The organism is Streptomyces bambusae (assembly GCF_020532645.1).
GTDB classification, from domain to species: domain Bacteria; phylum Actinomycetota; class Actinomycetes; order Streptomycetales; family Streptomycetaceae; genus Streptomyces; species Streptomyces bambusae.
This window is the reverse complement of record NZ_JAJAUZ010000023.1, coordinates 64,711-84,205: the sequence shown is the minus strand read 5'-3', so window position 1 is coordinate 84,205 and position 19,495 is coordinate 64,711. Positions and strand designations below refer to the sequence as shown.

At 75.0% G+C, this 19,495-nt stretch carries 13 protein-coding genes and 1 pseudogene; 6 read left to right on the top strand and 8 right to left on the bottom strand.

Annotated elements, in window-relative coordinates; all coding sequences use genetic code 11:
- Positions 1-10 precede the first annotated feature (10 nt).
- Positions 11-385 carry an RNA-binding S4 domain-containing protein gene (locus tag LG634_RS18090; RefSeq protein WP_226734883.1) on the bottom strand — a complete coding sequence of 125 codons (375 nt, stop codon included), beginning with the start codon at positions 383-385 and terminating at the stop codon, positions 11-13.
- A gap of 277 nt (positions 386-662) precedes the next feature.
- Here LG634_RS18090 and modA point away from each other — a divergent pair, with 277 nt between their 5' ends.
- On the top strand, positions 663-1,475 hold the full coding sequence (gene modA, locus LG634_RS18085; protein WP_226734882.1) for a molybdate ABC transporter substrate-binding protein: 813 nt from the start codon (positions 663-665) through the stop codon (positions 1,473-1,475).
- Positions 1,476-1,636: 161 nt separating this feature from the next.
- Positions 1,637-3,580: an ABC transporter permease gene (locus LG634_RS18080; protein ID WP_226734881.1), complete on the top strand. Its 1,944-nt coding sequence runs from the start codon at positions 1,637-1,639 to the stop codon at positions 3,578-3,580.
- A gap of 380 nt (positions 3,581-3,960) precedes the next feature.
- Here the strand turns inward: LG634_RS18080 and LG634_RS18075 are convergent, their stop codons facing one another.
- From LG634_RS18075 to LG634_RS18065, 3 genes are all read right to left on the bottom strand, one after another.
- Positions 3,961-6,108: a SpoIIE family protein phosphatase gene (locus LG634_RS18075; RefSeq protein ID WP_226734880.1), complete on the bottom strand. Its 2,148-nt coding sequence runs from the start codon at positions 6,106-6,108 to the stop codon at positions 3,961-3,963.
- A gap of 103 nt (positions 6,109-6,211) precedes the next feature.
- The gene (locus LG634_RS18070; RefSeq protein ID WP_226734913.1) at positions 6,212-6,901 is read right to left on the bottom strand and encodes an endonuclease I family protein; all 690 of its coding nucleotides are present in this window, start codon (positions 6,899-6,901) and stop codon (positions 6,212-6,214) included.
- Between the two features lie 332 nt (positions 6,902-7,233).
- Positions 7,234-8,652 (bottom strand): MFS transporter, encoded by a 1,419-nt coding sequence (locus LG634_RS18065; RefSeq protein WP_372482444.1) that lies wholly within the window; start codon positions 8,650-8,652, stop codon positions 7,234-7,236.
- Positions 8,653-8,826: 174 nt separating this feature from the next.
- Between LG634_RS18065 and LG634_RS18060 the strand changes: the two genes are divergently transcribed.
- Positions 8,827-9,744: a LysR family transcriptional regulator gene (locus LG634_RS18060; RefSeq protein WP_226734879.1), complete on the top strand. Its 918-nt coding sequence runs from the start codon at positions 8,827-8,829 to the stop codon at positions 9,742-9,744.
- A gap of 255 nt (positions 9,745-9,999) precedes the next feature.
- Here the strand turns inward: LG634_RS18060 and LG634_RS18055 are convergent.
- Positions 10,000-11,307, bottom strand: a pseudogene (locus LG634_RS18055) (DUF6777 domain-containing protein); the annotation flags it as partial.
- A gap of 503 nt (positions 11,308-11,810) precedes the next feature.
- Between LG634_RS18055 and LG634_RS18050 the strand changes: the two are divergent.
- Entirely contained in the window at positions 11,811-13,064 is a 1,254-nt protein-coding gene (locus LG634_RS18050; RefSeq protein ID WP_226734877.1) for a streptophobe family protein, read from the top strand.
- Between the two features lie 525 nt (positions 13,065-13,589).
- On the opposite strand, the gene LG634_RS18045 is transcribed toward LG634_RS18050, so the two are convergent.
- From LG634_RS18045 to LG634_RS18035, 3 genes are read right to left on the bottom strand one after another with little or no spacing between them, the layout of a single operon-like run.
- Entirely contained in the window at positions 13,590-14,612 is a 1,023-nt protein-coding gene (locus LG634_RS18045; RefSeq protein ID WP_226734876.1) for a serine/threonine-protein kinase, read from the bottom strand.
- Positions 14,609-15,301, bottom strand: a complete 693-nt coding sequence (locus LG634_RS18040) for an SH3 domain-containing protein (RefSeq protein ID WP_226734911.1) — start codon at positions 15,299-15,301, stop codon at positions 14,609-14,611. Before LG634_RS18040 ends, LG634_RS18045 begins: the two co-directional genes overlap by 4 nt.
- Before the next feature lie 5 nt (positions 15,302-15,306).
- A complete protein-coding gene (locus tag LG634_RS18035; protein WP_226734875.1) occupies positions 15,307-17,685 on the bottom strand; it encodes an ABC transporter ATP-binding protein/permease in 2,379 nt (792 codons plus the stop codon).
- A 162-nt stretch (positions 17,686-17,847) separates the two neighbouring features.
- Between LG634_RS18035 and LG634_RS18030 the strand changes: the two genes are divergently transcribed.
- A complete protein-coding gene (locus LG634_RS18030; RefSeq protein WP_226734874.1) occupies positions 17,848-18,897 on the top strand; it encodes a cation diffusion facilitator family transporter in 1,050 nt (349 codons plus the stop codon).
- Between the two features lie 62 nt (positions 18,898-18,959).
- Entirely contained in the window at positions 18,960-19,439 is a 480-nt protein-coding gene (locus LG634_RS18025) for an NUDIX hydrolase (RefSeq protein WP_226734873.1), read from the top strand.
- Positions 19,440-19,495: the final 56 nt, after the last annotated feature.

The window sequence follows — 19,495 nt, the reverse complement described above, 5'->3', positions numbered from 1 at the left end:
CTCCGGGCGGTCAGCGGCCGCGGAGCTGGTCCATCTCGCGGCGGTCGCGCTTGGTGGGCCGGCCGGTGCCTCGGTCCCGCAGGCCGGTGGCGGCGGCCTCGGTGCGGGTGGGCGGCGGCGGGCTGTTGTCGACCAGGCAGTCGGCCGCGACCGGCGCCCCGACCCGCTTGGTGATCACCCGCTGGACCACCACGATCCGCTCCCGGCCCTCGTGGAACAGCCGCACCTCGTCGCCCGCCTTGACGGTCTGGGCCGGCTTGGCGCGATCGCCGTTCACCCGTACGTGCCCGGCCCGGCAGGCCGCGGCGGCCAGCGACCGGGTCTTGGCGAGCCGGACCGACCAGATCCACGCGTCCACGCGTGCGGTGGTTGCTTCGTCAGCCATGCCGGAACTCTAGCGAACCGGGTACCCGCCGGCTTTGGCAATTACCACAAGCAGGGTCGCATCTGCGGGTCGATCATCCGAAGAGAATTGCAAATGACGGATTCCAGCCCCTACGGTGTCGCACATGCAGTGCCGAGTCTGCGGCCCCGCCGCCGGTACCGGCTTCCCCGCTGCATCCGCTCAGCCGTCGTCCGAGCCCGCTCCGCCCGTCACCGGCGCCCCTCATCCGCAGTGGGACCGCACCACCGGTCCCGTCCCGTCGAGGAGAACTGGCCTCATGTCCCCTGCCGTCACCCGCCGCCGCGCCGCAGCCGCCGTCCTGACCGCCGCCCTGCTCGTCCCGCTCGCCGCCTGCGGCGACAACAGCAGCAACGACAGCGGTTCCGGTTCCGCCGAGGAGACCGGTGCCGCAGCCCCGAAGGGCGCCGAGCTCACGGTGCTGGCCGCGTCCTCCCTGACCGACGTGTTCAAGACCGCGGGTGCCGCCTACGAGAAGGCCCACCCCGGCACGAAGATCAAGTTTTCGTTCGCCGGCTCCCAGGAGCTGGCCGCCCAGGTCAAGCAGGGCGCCCCGGCCGACGCGCTGGTCACCGCCGACACGAAGACCATGGACGGCCTGACCGCCGACCTCGGCGGCACGCCGGTCGTCATCGCGAAGAACCGTCTGGTCATCGCCACCACCAAGGGCAACCCGCACAAGGTCGGCGCCCTGAAGGACCTGGCCGACACCAAGCTGAAGGTGGTGCTGGCCGCGCCGGAGGTCCCGGTCGGCCGCTACAGCAAGAAGATCCTGGACGCCCAGAAGGTCACCGTGAAGCCGGTGTCCCTGGAGCCGAACGTCCGCGCGGTGCTGTCCAAGGTCGAGCTGGGCGAGGCCGACGCCGGCCTCGTCTACAAGACGGACGCCGCGAAGGCCGCCGGCAAGGTCGAGGCCGTGGTGATCCCGGACGCCCAGAACGCCGTCGCCTCGTACCCGGCCGCCACGCTCAAGCAGTCGGAGAACGCCGCGGCCGCCGCCGCGTTCGTGGCGTGGCTGAGCACGCCCGAGGCGCAGCAGATCCTCCGGGACGCGGGCTTCCAGCAGCCGTGACCGGCCGGCCGGCACACGGCCCAGGGGGGACTGCCCGGTCCGGGGGGACGGGCAGTCCCCCCTTCCGCTGCCCGGACCGGGTAGAACGGACGGGCCCCGCACCCGACGCCCGCGCCCGCCTCCGCCTCCGCCTCCGCACCGACCCAGAGCACAGGAACCGCATGAGCAGACTCCGTACGCCCCGCACCCCGTTCGCGCTGGCCCTGCCGGCCCTGCTCGCGGTGGCGTTCCTGCTGCTGCCGCTCGTCGGGATCCTCGTCCGCACCTCGTGGGGCGACCTGGGCGCGCACCTGACCACGCCGGGCGTGGTCGAGGCGCTGCGGCTGTCGCTCTTCGTCTCGTTCTGCGCGCTGGGCCTGTCCCTGGTGCTCGGCGTGCCGCTGGCCTGGCTGCTGGCGCGGGTGGAGTTCCCGGGCAAGGCGGTGGTGCGGTCGCTGGTGCTGCTGCCGATGGTGCTGCCGCCGACGGTCGGCGGTGTGGCGCTGCTGCTGGGCTTCGGGCGGCGCGGGCTGCTCGGGCCGTGGCTGGAGGGGACGTTCGGGATCACCCTGCCGTTCCACACGTCGGGGGCGGTGGTCGCGGCCACGTTCGTGGCGATGCCGTTCCTGGTCATCAGCCTGGAGGGGGCCCTCGGCGGGCTGAAGACCAGCTACGAGGAGACGGCCGCCTCGCTCGGCGCCTCACCGCTGCGGGTGTTCTTCACTGTCACCCTGCCGATGGTCGCGCCGGGTCTGATCGCGGGCGCCGCCCTCACCTGGGCGCGTGCGCTCGGCGAGTTCGGCGCCACCATCACCTTCGCCGGCAACCTCCCCGGCACCACCCAGACCCTCCCGCTCCAGGTCTACCTCCTCCTCCAGGACCAGCCGGAGGCCGCGACCTCGCTCTCGCTGCTGCTCCTGGCCATCGCGATGGGGGTGCTGATCGCCCTGCGCGGACGCTGGACGGGGACGCCGGCCACCGAGAAGCGGGCGCCCGCGGACGGGGACGTGCAGACGGACGGGCCGGCCGGCACGGACCCGGGTGCAGGCCCCGTGACGGACGGGCCGCCGCCCGCCGCCGGCGGCTCCGGGCCCGCCTCGCTGCACGCCGAAGTGACCGGTTTCAACGAGCTGACCCTCGATGCCGGGGCCGGCACCACCATCGCCGTGGTCGGCGAGAACGGCGCCGGCAAGACCACCCTGCTCCGCGCCCTCCTCGGCCTCACCCCGCGGGCGCACGCCCGGCTGCGGCTCGGCGGCACCGACGTCACGGCCCTGCCGCCGCACAAGCGGCAGGTGGCCTGGGTCCCGCAGGACGGCGCCCTGTTTCCGCACCTGAGCGCCCTCGCCAACACCGCGTACGGGCTGCGGGCCCGCGGGGTGGGGCGGGCCGAGGCCCGCCGGGAGGCCCGGGAGTGGCTGGACCGGCTCGGCGTCGGCGTGCTCGCGCACCGCCGGCCGGGGCAGCTGTCCGGCGGTCAGGCGCAGCGGGTCGCGCTGGCCCGGGCGCTGGCCGCCCGGCCGCGGCTGCTGCTGCTGGACGAGCCGCTGGCCGCGCTCGACCAGACCACGCGGGCGCGGGTACGGCACACCCTGCGGACGCACCTCGCCGGGTTCGGCGGGGTCTGCCTGATCGTCACGCACGACCCGGTGGAGGCGGTGTCGCTGGCCGACCGGGTCCTCGTGCTCGCCGGCGGCCGCACCCTCCAGGACGCGTCGCCCGCCGAGGTCACCCGGCATCCGCGGTCCCCGTGGGTGGCCCGCATGCTCGGCCGCAACGCCTGGCCCGGCACGGTCGCCGACGGCGTGCTCACCACCGCGGGCGGCGGGCGGCTGATCCTCGCGGACGCCGCACCCGAAGGCGCCGCCGCGCTCGCGATCATCGCCCCGGAGGCGGTCGCGGTCCACCGCGAGCGGCCCGGCGGCAGCCCCCGCAACGTCTGGCCCGGCACGGTCCGCGAGATCACCGCCGTCGGCAGCCGCCTGCGCCTCCTGATCACCTCCGCCTCGGCCCCCGACCTGGTCGCCGAGATCACCCCCTCCGCAGCCGCCGAGCTGGGCCTCGCGGAGGGCGCCGCGGTCTGGACGAGCGTCAAGGCCACGGAAGTCACCCTGGTCACCCTCTGACGACCGCCGGTACCCACGCGCGCGGCCCGGGTGCGGTACCGGCCGCGGGCCGGGACGCGGGACGGCCCGTGCCCGCCCGGCCGACGCGGTACCCCGGCGGCACGGTACCCCGGCGGCACGGCGGCCCGGGCGTCCGCATCCGCGAATGCCCGCCGTGGAAGGCCCGTAGGTCCGCCGGGCCCGGGACGCAAGGGCGCAGAACCGTCAGCGGGTCCCCGGTTCGGCCATTCCCCCGCGAAGCCGGGAAACCGTGTGCGGATCCCGCTACCGTCGTGCCCGCGGTGCCGCTCCCCGGGACCGGCCGCCGGACCCGGCTCCCCCCGGACCGGCGGCCACCCTGCCGTTTGCCTGCGGGAACGCGGGGCGTGCACGAAGGCCGCTCAGGGTCCGGCCGCCTCCTCCGGGGGCCCGGCGGCCGCCTCCGGAACCGCGAACTCGCACCAGATGCACTTGCCGCCGCCCCGGGGCTCCACGCCCCACCCGTCGGCGAGCACGTCGATCAGCTGGAGGCCGCGGCCGGACACCGCCCAGTCGCCCGCCTCCCGGCGGCGCGGCAGGGCACTGGAGCCGTCCTCGACCTCGACCCGGATCCGGCCTTCGACGGTGACCCGCAGGATGACCTCGCCGCCGCCGTCGGTGTGCACGAGCACGTTCGTCATCAGCTCGTCGGTGACCAGCTCGATCTCGTCGGCCCGGTCGCGCGCGCCCCAGGCAGCGGCGGCCGCCCGGACCAGGTGGCGGACCGTGGAGGGCCCGTCGGGGTCGCCCGGCCGCAGGTGGTGGCGGAGCGGTCCGCCGCCGCGGGGACCGGTGACGCCCTGCCGGCGCAGCAGGAGCAGCGCCATGTCGTCGCCTCCCCCGGCGTCTCCCACCAGGTCGCACAGCGCGTCCGCGAGTGCCTCCGGCTCGGCGGGCCCGTGCCGGACGGCGGCCATCAGTTCGCGCATCCCGAGGTCGGGGTCGGCGCCGGGCCGTTCGATCAGGCCGTCCGTGCACAGCACGAGGGTCTCCCCGAGATGGAGCTCCAGCGCGGTCACCGGGTAGCCGGTGCCCAGCCCGCCCGGCCCCGCCGCCGCTTCCTCGTCCTCCGCCACGACCGGCCGCGCCGGCAGCCCCAGCGGGAGTCCGCCCGCGACGGTCACCCGGTGGCAGCTGCCGTCCCCGCGCCGCACCACCGGGTCCAGGTGCCCGGCCCGGACCAGCTGGAGCAGTCCCGTGGCCAGGTCGACCTCGACGTACGTGCAGGTCGCGAAGCGGTCGGTGTCGAGTTCCCGCAGGAAGGCGGAGGCCCGGGCCATCGCCGCACCCGGCGTGTGGCCCTCGGTCACGTACGCCCGCAGCACGATCCGCAGCTGGCCCATCACGGCCGCGGCGTCCGTGTCGTGCCCCTCGACGTCGCCGATCATCACGCCGAGCCGGCCCTCGCCCAGCCGCACCACGTCGTACCAGTCCCCGCCGATGTCGCGTCCCATCCGGGCGGCCCGGTAGCGCACCGCGATCTGCGCGCCGGGGACCTCGGGGATGCTGCGCGGCAGCAGCGCGCGCTGGAGGCCCTCGGCGAGGTCGTGCTCCTGCTCGTACAGCATGGCCCGCTGCAGGCTCTGTGCGATGCCGCTGCCCAGGGCCACCAGCAGGTTGCGCTCCTCCGCGGAGAACCCGCCGTCGCGCGCGTACAGCAGCCCCAGCGCGCCGATCGGGCGGCCCTGCGCGATCAGCGGCAGGTAGGCGCCGCTGCGCACGGACAACGGCTCGATGTACGGCCACAGCAGCGGGAAGCGGTCCTGGAACTCCTCCCGGGAGGACAGCAGCACCGGCTGCAGCGTGCGCACCGCCTCGGACATCGGGAACTGCGCGTCGATGCGGGTGTACTCGATCTCCGGTACGTACGACCCGAGCTGCCCCTCGGCGACCAGGTGGATCCGGCCGCCGTCGACCACGCCGAGCATCACGCTGACCGCGCCGAGGTGTCCCAGCGACTCGGGGTCCTTGAGGATGTCGGTGACGTCGTTGACGGTGCGGGCGTGGGCGAGGATCGCGGTCGTGCGGTCCACCACGCCGGTCATCCGGCGCCGGGCCTCGTTCCGCCCGGCCCACTCGTCGCCGGCGCCCGGCTCGTGCGGATCCGGGGAGGCGTCGCGGACCACGCCGATGATCCGGTACGGGCGTCCCGCGTCGTCGCGCAGGATGTGCCCCTGGCTGTGGGTCCAGCGCGAGGTGCCGTCGCGCAGCCGGATCCGGAAGTAGGCCCCGTACGCGCTGCGGCCCTGCTTGAGGGCTTCCGAGACCCGGGCGTCGAGCCGGGCGTCCTCGCCGGGCGGGATGCGGACCCGCAGGCCGGCGGCGGTGCGGTCGAACTCGCCCGGCCGCAGGTCGAAGACGTCGAGGGCGGTCGGGTCCAGGTGCATCTGCCCGCTGTCGAGGTCCCAGTCGAAGGTGCCCATGCGGTTGAGCGCGAGGCTCAGGTCCGGCCGGGCCGGCCACGCCTCGGGGGGCGGCACGGCCGCCCGGTGCAGTCCGGTTTCGGCCATGGTCCAACTGTCTCACCGATCGGGCCGGAGGGGCCCGGGGAAGGCGCTGCGCCTGCGCCCGCCCTGCGGGTGACCCCTCCGGCCCGCACGGGTGCCGGGGCTGCTACCAGATCTGGTCGACCCACTCCGGGTGGTCGATGAACGGGTTGCGGTTGTGCTGGTAGGTGTCGTAGATGATCTGGTTGCGGCGCTGTTCGAAGGCGTCCGGCGGGTCGATCCGGTTCCATTCCTTGAGCAGGCTGATCCGGCCGAACAGCGGCGCGGAGCCGTTGTTGACGCGGTCGTTCATCTCCAGGTCGGCGAAGCCGTCGCCGCCGTCGTAGCGGACGGCCATGTAGAGCAGCATGCGCGCCACGTCGCCCTTGACCGCGTTGCGCGGCTCGAAGGAGTCGGCGTCGGTGTAGCTGCCCGGGGCCTCGGAGACGGGGCTGCCGCCCAGGTCGAAGTCCTTGTTGCCGCGGGTGCTGTTGACGGTGACGTCCTCCGGGCGGAGGTGGTGCAGGTCGGTGCCCGGGCCCGTGACCTCGCCGAAGTCGCCGTGGCTCTTGGCCCAGACGTGCTCGCGGTTCCAGTCGTTGATGCCGCCGCCGTTGGTCGCCTTGGACTGGGAGCGGCCCGAGTAGACGAGGATGACGTTGTTGGTGTTCGCCGGGTCCTGGTCGGTGACCTTGAGGGCGTTCCAGACAGCCGAGTAGCTGATCTTCGACTGGTTCTTGATGATGTCGTGCAGCGCGTACTTGAGGGCGGCACCGGTCTTGCCCGCGGCCGGGGCGTAGTACACCTCGGGGGTCACGGTGGCGGCGGCCGGGACGACGGCGGGCCGGGACTGGCCGGCGGTGGCCGGGGCCGGTATGAGGAACAGTCCGGCCGCGGCCACCGCCGCGAGCCCGGCGGCCCAGGGGGCCCGGGAGAGTCTCTTCACGTGGGGGACACCTCTTCAACGCACCGCTCCCGCCGGTCCAGTCGGCGGGACGTCAGGTGGCAGAGCGAGGGTCACATTGTCATGTGCCGAACAGATGAAGAAAACATGTCCGGCGTCAGATCTTCAGCTGGTGGACGCGCGTAGCAGGACCCGTCGTGACATACCCGGCAGCCGGACGCTACGCGCGTGGCGGACACCACATTTCAGCCACGCCGGTACGCGGCTCCGACGGCCCCCGCGGCGATCAGCACGGCCGCCGCCGCCACCCGCAGCGCCTCCCCCATCGCCGCCGTGAACGCGGCTGCGCGGGCGGGATCGCCGAGCGTGCCGTCCAGCCGGGACGCCAGCACCGTGCCGACCACCGCGACACCGAGGGCAGCGCCGACCTCCCGGGCCGCCGTGTTCAGCCCCGAGCCCAGCCCGGCCTGGTGCTCGGGCAGTTCGGCGACCACGCTCAGGGTCAGCGCAGGCGCGCACAGCCCGGTGCCCGCGGACAGCACCAGCAGGTACACCGCGTACAGCGGGTACGGGGTGCCCGCCCCCGCCGTGGAGACCAGCAGCAGGCCCGACCCGATCAGGGCGAGCCCGAGGGCGGCCGGCAGCCTCGGCCCGTACCGGTCCTGGAGCCGCGCCCCGTACTTCGGCACGAGGGCCATGCCGACGGTGAGCGGGACGATGGCCAGCCCGGTCTGCGCGGGCGAGAAGCCCTTGGCGTACTGGAGGTACTGGGCGTTGACGAAGAACAGCGCGAACAGGCCGAAGAACGCGGCGCCGATGCCCAGGCAGCCGGCCCGCAGCCGGCGCGAGCCGAACACCCGGGGGTCGAACAGCGGGTGCGCGGCGCGCAGCGCGTGCCGGACGAACAGCGCCAGCAGTACCGCTCCCGCACCGAACGAGCCGAGCACCTGCGGCGAGGTCCACCCGTACGCCGGCCCCTCGATGATCCCGTGGACGAAGGCGAGCAGGGCGCCGGTGAGCAGGACCGCGCCGGCCGGGTCCAGAGGGGCCTCGGGGCGCCGCGGGATCCGCGGCACGAGGCGCGCGGTGGCGAGCGCGAGCAGGGCGGCGAGCGGAACCACGGCCCAGAACAGGGCGCGCCAGCCGAGGTACTCGCCCGCCAGGCCGCCGCCGACGTTGCCCGCGAGGCCGCCGAGGCCGGCCGACAGCGTCCACGTGGCCAGGGCCTGGCCGCGCCGCTCGGGCGGGGTGAGGTGCACGAGGACGGACATGGTGGCGGGCATGATCAGGGCCGCGCCGGCGCCGCAGATCCCGCGGCCGGCGATGAGCACCGCCGGGTCCCGGGCGAGGGCGCTGACAGCGGCCCCGGCGCCGAACAGGGCGAGACCGCCGAGCAGGGCGCCCTTGCGGCCGTACCGGTCGCCGACCGCGCCGGCCGGGATGAGCAGGGCGGCGAACACGATGACGTAGGCGTCGACCGCCCACAGGAGCTGGGTGGACGTCGGCTCCAGGGCGGAGGCGGCGAGTTGCGGGATCAGCAGGTTGACGGCGGCGACCATGCCCTGGGCGACGAGCACGCAGGCGCACAGGACGAACAGGGCGGGGCGGGTCGGGCGGCCCGGCGGGGCGGCGGTTCCCGGGCGGGTCTGGGCAGGGCTGGACAACGGCTCCTCCTCGGAGCTCGTGCGGTGGGATGGGTGGTGGTGCGGGTGGTGCCGTGGGTGGTGCCGTGGGTGTTGCTCCGGGTGCGAGGGGGCCGGGCCCGGGGATCTCCCCTCGCCGGTTCACCGTAGGCTGGCCGCCGTCCTGCTTTCCAGTGCAACTTTCGCAAGGAATGAATGCGTGTGACGCAATCCAGGCTGGATCTGAACCTGCTGGTGGCCCTCGACGTACTGCTGGAGGAGTGCAGCGTCTCCGGGGCGGCCGCCCGCCTGCACCTGTCGGAGCCGGCGATGAGCCGCACCCTGGGCCGGATCCGCAGCGCCCTCGGCGATCCGGTGCTGGTCCGGGCGGGCCGCACCATGGTGCCGACGCCGCACGCGCTGGCGCTGCACGCCGAGGTGCGGGAGGTCGTGGAGCGGGCGCGGGCGCTGTTCCTGTCCGGGGGCGAGGTGGACCTGCGCACCCTGACGCGGACGTTCACGGTGCTGGCGCACGACGCGTTCGCGGCGGCGTTCGGGGCGACGCTGTTCACGCGGGTGTCCCGGGAGGCGCCGGGGGTGCGGCTGCGGTTCCTGTCGGAGAGCCACGTCGACGTGCCCGCGCTGCGGGAGGGCACCGCGGACCTGGAACTGGGCGTGGTGGACTCGTATGCCCCCGAGGTGCGGGTGGAGCACGTGCGCGACGAGCGGATGCTGGGGGTCGTGCGGGCCGGTCACCCGCTGCTGCGCGGCCGGCTGACGGCCCGCCGGTTCGCGGCCGCCGAGCACCTCACGGTGTCCCGGCGCGGGCGGTTGGAGGGGCCGGTGGACACCGCGCTCGCCGCCCTCGGGCTGGACCGGCGGGTGGTGGGCTCGGTGGGCTCCTTCCCGGCGTCGCTCTTCGTGCTGCGGGACACCGACCTGGTCGGCCTGATCACCTCCGGGCCGGCCGCGCCGCTGGCGGAGAAGCTGGGGCTGGAGTGCTTCGAGGTACCGCTGGAGTTGCCGGCCCTCCCCTTCGGCCTGGCCTGGCACCCCCGGCACGACGCGGATCCGGCACACGCGTGGCTGCGGGAATGCGCGCGCGAACTGCTGCGCGGGGGTGCGGCGGGCTGACGCGGCTCACTGGCCGTCGGTACCCCCGTCCTGCTGATCGGCCGGCTGCCCCGGGTCCACCGGCTGCTGCTGCTCGGCGGACGCGGTGGTCTGCTGGTCCGCGGGCGGCGGGGGCGCCGGCTGCGAGGCCGGTGACGCGGGCGGCGGCGGAGCGACGACCGGCGGGCACGGCGAGGGCGGGTCGATGCCCACCGCCGGCGGCGGAGTGACCACCACGCCGTTCGACAGCACCGGGCAGGGGGTGCGCACAACGGGCGGGGGCGGCGGGGAGGACGCCGGAGCGGGCTCGGAAGCGGGCTCGGAAGCGGGTTCCGGAGCAGGCGACGAGGGGGGCTCGGAGGCCGGTTCCGAGGACAGCTCCGCGGCGGGTTCGTCAGCCGGGGACGAGGCCGGTTCGGAGGTGCCCGAGGAGGTCTCGTCGTCCGGGACGAGGTTGTTGCGGCCCGGCGACTCGGTGTCCTCCGACGGCGTACCGGAGTCCGAGTCGGCGGGGCTCACCGGTTCCTCGTCCGGCGGCGAGAGCGAGTCGTCCGGGCTCGGGGGCGAGGTGACCGGCTCCGGCACCCACGGCGAGGGGTCCGGCGGCGGCGGTACGGGCCTGTCGTGGCGGCCGTGGTGGTCGCCCCGGTCCCGCTCGTACCAACGGCGGTCGTCACGGTCGTAGATGACGAACTTGTTGATGATCGTCACCGAGGGTGCGATCACCACGACGTTCACCGGCCGGTACGAGGGCCAGGCCTGGCCCTTGCGCACCGGGTCGCCCTGGAGCGCCACCGGCGGCCCGAGCGGGTTGCCGCACGCGCACCGCACCCTCGGCACGCCGCGCGAGTCGACGAGCACCGCCGTGCCGGCCTGCAGCACCGCCTGGTAGCTGGTCGGGCGGCCGTCCCGGTAGCCGTGGTTGGTCACCCGGGTGTCGGAGCGCAGCTGCACCGTGGTGAGGGAGCGCAGGTAGCCGGGTACGGCAGCGGGCTGGATGCCGAGCGCCGAGGCGAAGGCGGTGTTCTTCGGGGGCTGGGAGCCGAGGGTCTTGATCTGGAGCTCGACGTTGCAGCTCGCCACGTTCTTGGTGCCGCCGTACAGGCCGGGCGCGGAGCCGGCCACGCTCTGCGTGACGATCCGGCCGCCGGGCGGCGGGGTGCTCGCGGGCGGCGGGGGCGGTTCCTGCGTCTGTTGCTTCTCCTTGCCGGCGGGGGTGACGGTGGACGCGGTGTACGGGTCGGGGCCCTCGGCGGAGGCGGCCTGCAGGAACACCTCGCCGCCGCTCTTGGGCGTGCCGCCGGGCCGGGTGAGGACGACGGCCAGCACGACGGCGGCGACGAGCGCGAGGGCGGCGGTGGCGATGCGGGGGACGGAGCGCCACCAGGGCTTGCCGTTGCCGTCGCCGGGGCCCGGGCCGGTCCCGCTGCCGTCCCCGCCGCCTCCGCCCCCGGGCGGGGCGGGCGGGACGCCGCCGTGCGGGATCGTCGGCGGGCCCTGGCCGGCGGAGCCGGAGAGCGGGCCGGACGGGGGTCCTGTGGGGCGGTCGCCGGACGGCGGCCGGCCGGAGGGCTGAGTGGTCACGGGCGCCCCTTCCCTCACGTTCTCCAAGGAGCCGGGCGATCCGGACGTACTGTCCCGAACCAGACACCTCTGGCGACCATTCTGTGCGCCATCCGGGTGACCGCCGCAACCGCTGGCCGTGCCGGGCCCGCAAAAACCGGGGCTCCGCCCCGGGCCCCGCGCCTCAATCGCCGGCGGGGCTCAAAGACCGGGGCTCCGCCCCGCACCCCGGTCCTCAAACGCCGGACGGGCTGAAATACGCCCCCTGCCCGTCCGGCGATCGATGCGCGCGGGGCCGGGGCGGAGCCCGGAAGTTCCGGCCGGGCGAAAACCCAGCCCCGCCGGCCACAAGGGCGCGGGGCCGGGACCGGACCCCGAAAACCCAGCCCCGCCGGCGATTGAGGCGCGGGGCCCGGGGCGGAGCCCCGAATCCTTGAGCCCCGCCGGTCACAAGGGCGCGCGGGGCCGGGACCGGGCCTTGGGCTCGGCGGGCGGGATGGGGGCGTGGTGCTTACGGTGGCAGGGTGACTGCGAGTGCAGGGACGCAGGCGGCCCGCCCCGGCCTGAAGGGCTGGCGCGACGCACTGCTGGCAGCTGCAGCCGGCTTCGCCGCCATGACCGCCGTGGCCGCCGCCGGCCTCGCCGCGGCCGGCGCCGGCTCACTGCCCGACGGCGCGTTCCCCCGCGTCCTCGCGGCCGTGGTCGTCATGGCGGCCGGCGGCTCCGTGGAGGTGACCGGCGGCGCCGGCTTCCTCGGCGGGGCCGACGCCGCGATCTCCGTACTGCCCCTGTCCGTCACCCTGGCCGGCGCCCTGACCGCCGCCCTGCTCTTTCTGCGCCCGCTGCGCCTCCGCGCGGTGGCCGGCACCGGGGAACTCCTCGTGCGGGCCGGGCAACTGGCCGTCCTGTGGCTGGCCCTGCTGACCGGCTACGCGCTCGTCGCCCGCCAGACGTTCGGGATCAGCACCGGCGACAACCCGCTCGGTGACATCGCCGAGGTCCTGGACGCCGCACCCACCGTCGGGTTCCGGGCCGACATCGCCGCCACCCTCGGCTTCGGGCTGCTGTGGATCGCCGGGCTGATCGTGCTCGCCCTGCTGGTGTCCCGCCGCGCGCCGCTCCCGGCCCGCCTGGTCCGCTTCCACGCGGCGGTCCGCCCGGCCGCGTCCGCGACGGTCCTCATGCTGCTCTCCTACGTCGTCCTCGGGATCGGCATCGGCATCGTCGTCGCCCTGACCCGCGGGCACGCGGCGGAGACCTTCGCGGTGGTCCTGCTCGGGCTGCCCAATCTGGTGTGGGTCGCGCTGACCCTGGGGCTGGGCGGAGCGTGGGAGGGGCGGGTGGACGGGCCGTTCGGGCTGCCGATGCCGCAGATCCTCGACGACGTCCTGCGCACCCCGGACGTGTCCCGGCTCGACGTCGCGTCGCTCGCGGAGTACGACGGGCGGGCGTGGTGGCTGGTGGCCGTCGCGGCGGTGCTGCTGCTGGTGACGGGCGTGGTGGCGGCGATGCGGTCGCCGGCCTGGATGAAGCCGTGGCAGCATGCGGTGCACTTGGGGGTGGCGCTGGGGGTCGCGGTCCTGGCGGTCTGCCTGCTGGGGGACGTGCAGGCGCGGATCGCCCTCTCCCTGCTGGGGATCGGCGAGGTCGACGGGCTCGGCGGGCGGGTCGAACTCAGTCCCCTTCTGTGGCGGACGGTCGGCCTGGCGGTCCTCTGGGGCGCCGTCGCCGGCCTCCTGGGCGGCCTCACCGCCACGCGTCTGCGCCGCCGCGACTGACCCCGCCAGGGCCGCCCTTCGGGGCTCACCGGACGGACTGGGGTGGGCGGAGCCCAGAACTTCGGGGCCCGCCCCGGACCCCGCGCCTCAAACGCCGGCGGGGCTGGATTCCGCCCCGCGGTGTCGCGCCTGCCGGGCCGGGTCGCACTCTTCGGGGCTCCGCCCCGGACCCCGCGCCTCAAACGCCGGCGGGGCTGGATTCTGCCCCGCGGTGTCCAGCCGTACGGGCACACCCGGCCATGGCGGCACCCACCAGCCAGGCCCGCAGGAAAGGTCCGGGCAGGGGGCACATTCCAGCCCGTCCGGCGCTTGAGGACCCAGGCACGGAGCGGCGCCCCGATCCTTGAGCCCCGCCGATCCCACCTCACGCCACCCACCCCGCCACACCCCCCAGCCCGTCCGGCGCTTGAGGACCGGGGTGCGGGGCGGAGCCCCGGTCCCTGAGCCTCGCCGGCGATGGATGCGCCGGGGCCGGGGCGGAGCCCCGGTTCGGGAAGGGGCGGGGTGGGGAAAGGCAACGCAGGGTCAGTGGGGGCGGGGGCCCAGGACCGGGAGGGCCCAGGAGGGCGGAGGGGGAAGCGGGCGCGGCCCTGACGCCGGCTCCCGTGGGGCCGGGGCCCCGGGGGGCAACGGGGCGGGACCCGGGGACGGCGGGCCCGGGGGCGCCGGGTCCGGCCGCGCCGCCAGACGCAGCGCCCCCGTGAACTGGAGGCAGCTCGCAAACCGGTCCCCCGGCACCTTCGCCAGCGCCCGCCCCACCACCTCGTCCACCCCGCCCGGCAGATCCGGCCGCACCGCCGACACCAGCGGCGGCAGATCCGTCTTGTGCGCCATCAGCACGAGGAAGTCGTTGTCCCGCTGGAACGGCGGCGCCCCCGTCAGCAACTCGTGCACCACACACCCCAGGCTGTACTGATCGCACCGCCCGTCCAGCGCCAGCCCGTCGATCTGCTCGGGCGCCATGTAGTTCACGGTCCCGACGATGTCGCCCACGGTCGTGATCCCGCTCAGCGACAGGGACTTCTTCGTCAGCCCGAAGTCGGCGAGGTACACGTGCTCGGGATGGTCCTCGTCGGTGCCGGCCGCGACCAGGATGTTCGCCGGCTTCACGTCCCGGTGGACGAGGTCGTGGTCGTGCGCCGCGTCGAGCGCGGACGCCACCTGGGTGGCGATCCGGATGGCGGCGGCCAGCGGCAGCGGACCGGTGCGGTCCAGCAGGGCCCGCAGGTCCTGCCCGGGGACGTACCGCATGGCGATGAACAGCAGCCCCTCCACCTCGTCGGCCTCGAACACCGGCACGATGTGCGGGTGGTCGATGGCGGCGGCCGCCTGCGATTCCTGGGTGAAACGAGCCCGGAAGGAGTCGTTGCGGGCCCACTCGGGAGCGAGCACCTTCAGCGCGACGGTACGCCCGAGCCGTACGTCGTGTGCGCGGTACACCACGGCCATCCCGCCCCGCCCGAGTTCGGCCTCCACCCGATACCCGGCGATCTGCCGCCCCGTCAGGTCGTACGGCAGCCCGCTGTCGTCCCGCCCGACCCCGCTCACCGCCGCTCACCGGACCCGGCCGGCCCGACCACCCGCGTCGGCGCGTGACCGGCGGCCGCCCCGGGGGGCTCGGGCCGCGGCCCCTGGGGCGGGCCGGAGGCCGGCGGAGAGGTCTCCCCCGGTACGTCGAACTGCACGCCCACCGGGTCCGTCCGCGCCACCTCCGGGCCCGGCCCCGCCACCGACGTGCGGGCCGCCGGGGTCTCCACCGCCGCGTACGTCGTCAGGCGGGTGCCGTCGTCGTACATCCAGCGGCCGGCGGTCTCGTCGTACAGCCAGGCCGACTCGCCGTCGAGGACGATGCCGGCGCGCAGGCCGTGCGTGGCGCGGCGGAAGCCCTCCGCGTCGGTCCGGCCCGCGGCCAGGTCCGCGGCGGCGGCGCGGTAGCGGTCGAGGAGTTCGGCGGCGCGGGCCAGCAGCGGGGCCGGGTCCTCGGCGCGGCTCAGCGGCTCCCCGGCGGCGGGAGGCCGGCCGGGTACGGCGACCAGCAGGCGGCCGTCCACCCACGCCGACCAGCCGTTCGCGCACAGGATCTGCGCCCAGGCGCCGCGCCGGGCGAGGAGTTCCACCGGCAGGAACGCGTCGAGCGGCTGGGTGGGCCGGGACACGTCCGGTCCCTCCCAGGCCGGCAGCCCCTCCTGGGGCACCACGTGCGTGGGGCGGAACTCCGGGGCGCCTTCGCCGGCCATCGCGGTCACTTCCGCATGATGGCGGGCTCGTGGCGGCGCAGCAGCCGCACGACGACCAGCCCGAACACCAGGGACAGCGCCACCAGCATGCCGAGGTTGAGCAGCCAGACCCCGGTGGCGTGCTCGAAGAACGGGTCGGCGGTGATCTTCCCGGGGACGATGTCGGCCAGACCGATCGTGCCGGCCATCGCGGCCAGCGCCCACCGCGAGGGCACCAGCCAGGCCAGCTGCTCCACGACCGGTACGCCGTCCAGCTTCAGGAGCGCCCCGCAGAACACCACCTGCACGATGGCCAGCAGCACCAGCAGCGGCATGGTGACCTCCTCCTTGCGGACGAGGGCGGACACCAGCAGCCCGAGCATCATCGCGGTGAACGAGAGCAGCGCGACGGCGATGACGAGCTCGGCGAGCGGCGGCAGCAGCACGCCCTCCCCGCCAGGCGCGCCGAGGTCCACCCCGGCGAGGCCGACCAGGGTGAGGACGACCGCCTGCACCACGGTGACGGTGCCGAGGACCACCACCTTGGACACCAGGTATGCGGAGCGGGAGAGGCCGACGGCTCTCTCGCGCCGGTAGATGGCCCGCTCCTTGACGAGTTCACGGACCGCGTTGGCCGCGCCGGTGAGCACGCCGCCGACGCACAGGATCAGCAGCGCGTTCATGGCGGTCTCGGCGGTGAGTTCGCTGCCGGCGAGGGCGCGGGCCATGGCGCCCATCACGAACGGCAGCGCGATCATGATGACGAGGAAGGTGCGGTCGGCGGCGAGCGCGGCCGCGTACCGGCGGACCAGGGTGCGCAGTTGGGCCCCCCAGCTCTGCGGGGTGGGCGGCGGGGGCGCGGGCGGCCGGGCGGACGGCCCGCCCCCGGCGGGGGCCGGGCGGGCGGCGGCGTCGGCGATGTACTGCCGGTGCAGGGCGGAGCGGCGGTACTCGCCCGCCCAGTCCCGGTCCCGCTCGTTCTCGAACGCCTCGAAGGCTTCCGGCCACTGCTCGAACCCGAAGAAGCCGAGGGTGTCGGCGGGCGGCCCGTAGTAGGCGATCCGGCCGCCGGGGGCGAGCACCAGGAGGCGGTCGCAGACGTCGAGGGAGAGCACGCTGTGGGTGACGACGATGACGGTGCGGCCGTCGTCGGCGAGTCCGCGCAGCATGTGCATGACCGACCGGTCCATGCCGGGGTCGAGGCCCGACGTCGGCTCGTCGAGGAACAGCAGCGAGGGCTTGGTGAGGAGTTCCAGGGCGACGGAGACGCGTTTGCGCTGGCCGCCGGAGAGGCTGTGGATGGGCTGGTCGGCCCGCTGCTGAAGGCCGAGTTCGCGGATCACCTCGTCGACGCGCGCCTCGCGTTCGGCCTTGGCCGTGTCCTGCGGGAAGCGGAGTTCGGCGGCGTACGCGAGGGCCCGGCGGACGGTGAGCTGGGCGTGCAGGATGTCGTCCTGCGGGACGAGGCCGATGCGGCTGCGGAGTTCGGCGTAGTCGCGGTACAGGTCGCGGCCGTCGTACAGGACGGTGCCCTGGTCGGCGGGGCGCAGCCCGGTGAGGGCGCCGAGCAGGGTGGACTTGCCCGCGCCGCTGGGGCCGACGACGGCGAGCAGGCACTTCTCGCCGACGGGGAAGGACACGTGGTCGAGGAGGACCTTGCGGCCGTGGTCGACGGCGACGGCGAGGTCCTGGACGTCGAGGGAGACCGTACCGGTGTCGACGTACTCCTGGAGGTGGTCGCCGACCAGGCAGAAGGCGCTGTGCCCGATGCCGACGATGTCGCCCTCGCCGATCCGCGCGCGGGTGACGGGAGCGCCGTTGAGGTAGGTCCCGTTGTGGCTGCCGAGGTCGACGATCTCGTACGTGCCGTCGGCGTGGGCGACGAGTTCGGCATGCCGGCGGGAGACCACGAGGTCGTCGACGACCAGGTCGTTGCCGGGTCCGCGGCCGATCCGGAACGGGGCCCGGGCGGGCAGCGGCCGGACCGAGGTCGGCTGCCGGAAGGTGCCGGTCAGACCGGGGCTGTGGACGCCGGAGGGCCGGGAGTTGCGGTAGCCGGGGGCGGCGGGCGGGGCGGGCGGCGGGCGGCCGGCGAGGACGGCACGGGGCCCGTCGGTGAGGCTGCCGAAGCAGAGCACGGTGCCGGGTCCGACGCCCCAGGCGTGGATGCGGCGGCCGTCGGCGTACGTGCCGTTGGTGCTGTCCTCGTCCTCGACGGTCCAGTGGTCCCCGTCGGGGCGGAGGACCGCGTGGTGCCAGGAGACCCGGGCGTCGTCGAGGAAGACCTCGCTGAGGGGGTCGCGGCCGACGTGGTAGACCCGGCCCGGGCTGATCACCATGGTGGCGCCCGTGTCGGTTTCCAGGACGAGCTCGGGCGCGGCCTGCGCGCCGGACGGCTGGACCATGAGCAGATTTTCCCACGAACCTGACCGGAGGGCATAACCGCAGGTCAGAGCCCCCTTATGTGTAATGACAACGGTCACCGGTGCAGCCTTTGCCGTTCCCGCCGAGGTGCGCTTCACTTCACGCGTCGGACGGACCGCTTCGAACGCATTTCGGGGGACCGCATGGGCTCGCATGCACACGATCACGACCACGATCAGACGCACGACCGCTCCGGGGGCCACGCCGGGCACGCCGGCCACGCGCACGGCCCCGGCGGCCACGCGCACGGGGTGGCGGAGAACGCCGACCGGCGCTGGCTGGGCATCGCCCTGGGCCTGATCGCCGCGTTCATGGCCGTCGAGGTCACGATCGGCATCCTGGCCCGCTCGCTGGCCCTGCTGTCGGACGCGGCGCACATGCTCACCGACGCGGTCTCGATCGTGCTGGCCCTGATCGCGATGAGGCTGTCGGCGCGGCCCGCCAAGGGCGGCTTCACGTACGGGCTCAAGCGCGCGGAGATACTGTCCGCCCAGGCCAACGGGCTGACGCTGCTGCTGCTCGCGGTCTGGCTGGCGTACGAGGCGGTGCGCCGGCTGGTGGATCCGCCGGAGGTCGAGGGCGGGCTGGTGCTGGTGACGGCGCTGGCGGGCATCGTCGTGAACGTCATCGCCGCCTGGTGCATATCGAAGGCGAACCGGACCTCGCTGAACGTCGAGGGCGCCTACCAGCACATCCTCAACGACCTGTTCGCCTTCATCGGCACCGCCGTCGCCGGTCTGGTCGTGCTGACCACCGGGTTCGTGCAGGCCGACGCGATCGCCACGCTGGTCGTGGTGGCGCTGATGGTCAAGGCCGGGTACGGACTGGTCCACGAGTCGGGCCGGATCTTCCTGGAGGCCGCCCCGGCGCACCTGGACCCGGATGCGGTCGGCGACCGGCTGGTGCGGCACGGCCCGGTGGCCGAGGTGCACGACCTGCACATATGGACGATCACCTCGGGCGAGGCGGCGCTGTCCGCGCACGTGCTGGTGGAGCCGGCCGGCGACTGCCACGCCGTGCGCCGGGAGCTGGAGCAGCTGCTGCGCGGCGACTACGGCATCGGCCACACCACGCTCCAGGTCGACCACGTGCAGGAGGAGTTGCTGACGGTGGGTACGGCGGGCGACGCCGGGGACCCGCACTGTGCCGCCCCGCACGGGCCGGTGCACCGGGAGGGCCCGCACGACCACTGACGCTCCCATACTCCCGTCGCCCCGGCAGTTGGGGGCCGGGGCGGCGGGGCAGGGATGAGCGCATGACACAGAAACGCAGTGCAGGTCTGCTCCTCCACCGCCCCGGCCCGGACGGCACGGAGGTCCTGCTCGGGCACATGGGCGGGCCGCTGTGGGAACGGCGGGACGCGGCTGCCTGGTCCATCCCCAAGGGCGAGTACGGACCGGCGGAGGCGCCGCAGGCGGCGGCCCGCCGGGAGTTCGAGGAGGAACTGGGCCGGCCCGCGCCGCCCGGCCCGTACGTGCCGCTGGGCGAGGTGCGGCAGGCCAACGGCAAGCTGGTGACGGTGTGGGCGGTGGCCGCCGACTTCGACCCGGCCCGGATGCGTCCGGGCACCTTCACCATGGAGTGGCCGCCCGGCTCTGGGCGGAGAGAGGAGTTCCCCGAGCTGGACCGGGTCGCCTGGTTCACCGTCGGGGCGGCCCGCGGGAAGCTGGTGGCGGCGCAGACGGCGTTCCTGGACCGGCTCTCCGAACACCTGGCGGAGCAGCCGGCACCCTGACGGGTTGCCCCCTGCGGGGGTGGGAACCGGCCGTGGCGGGAAACGTGTCTGGTGAG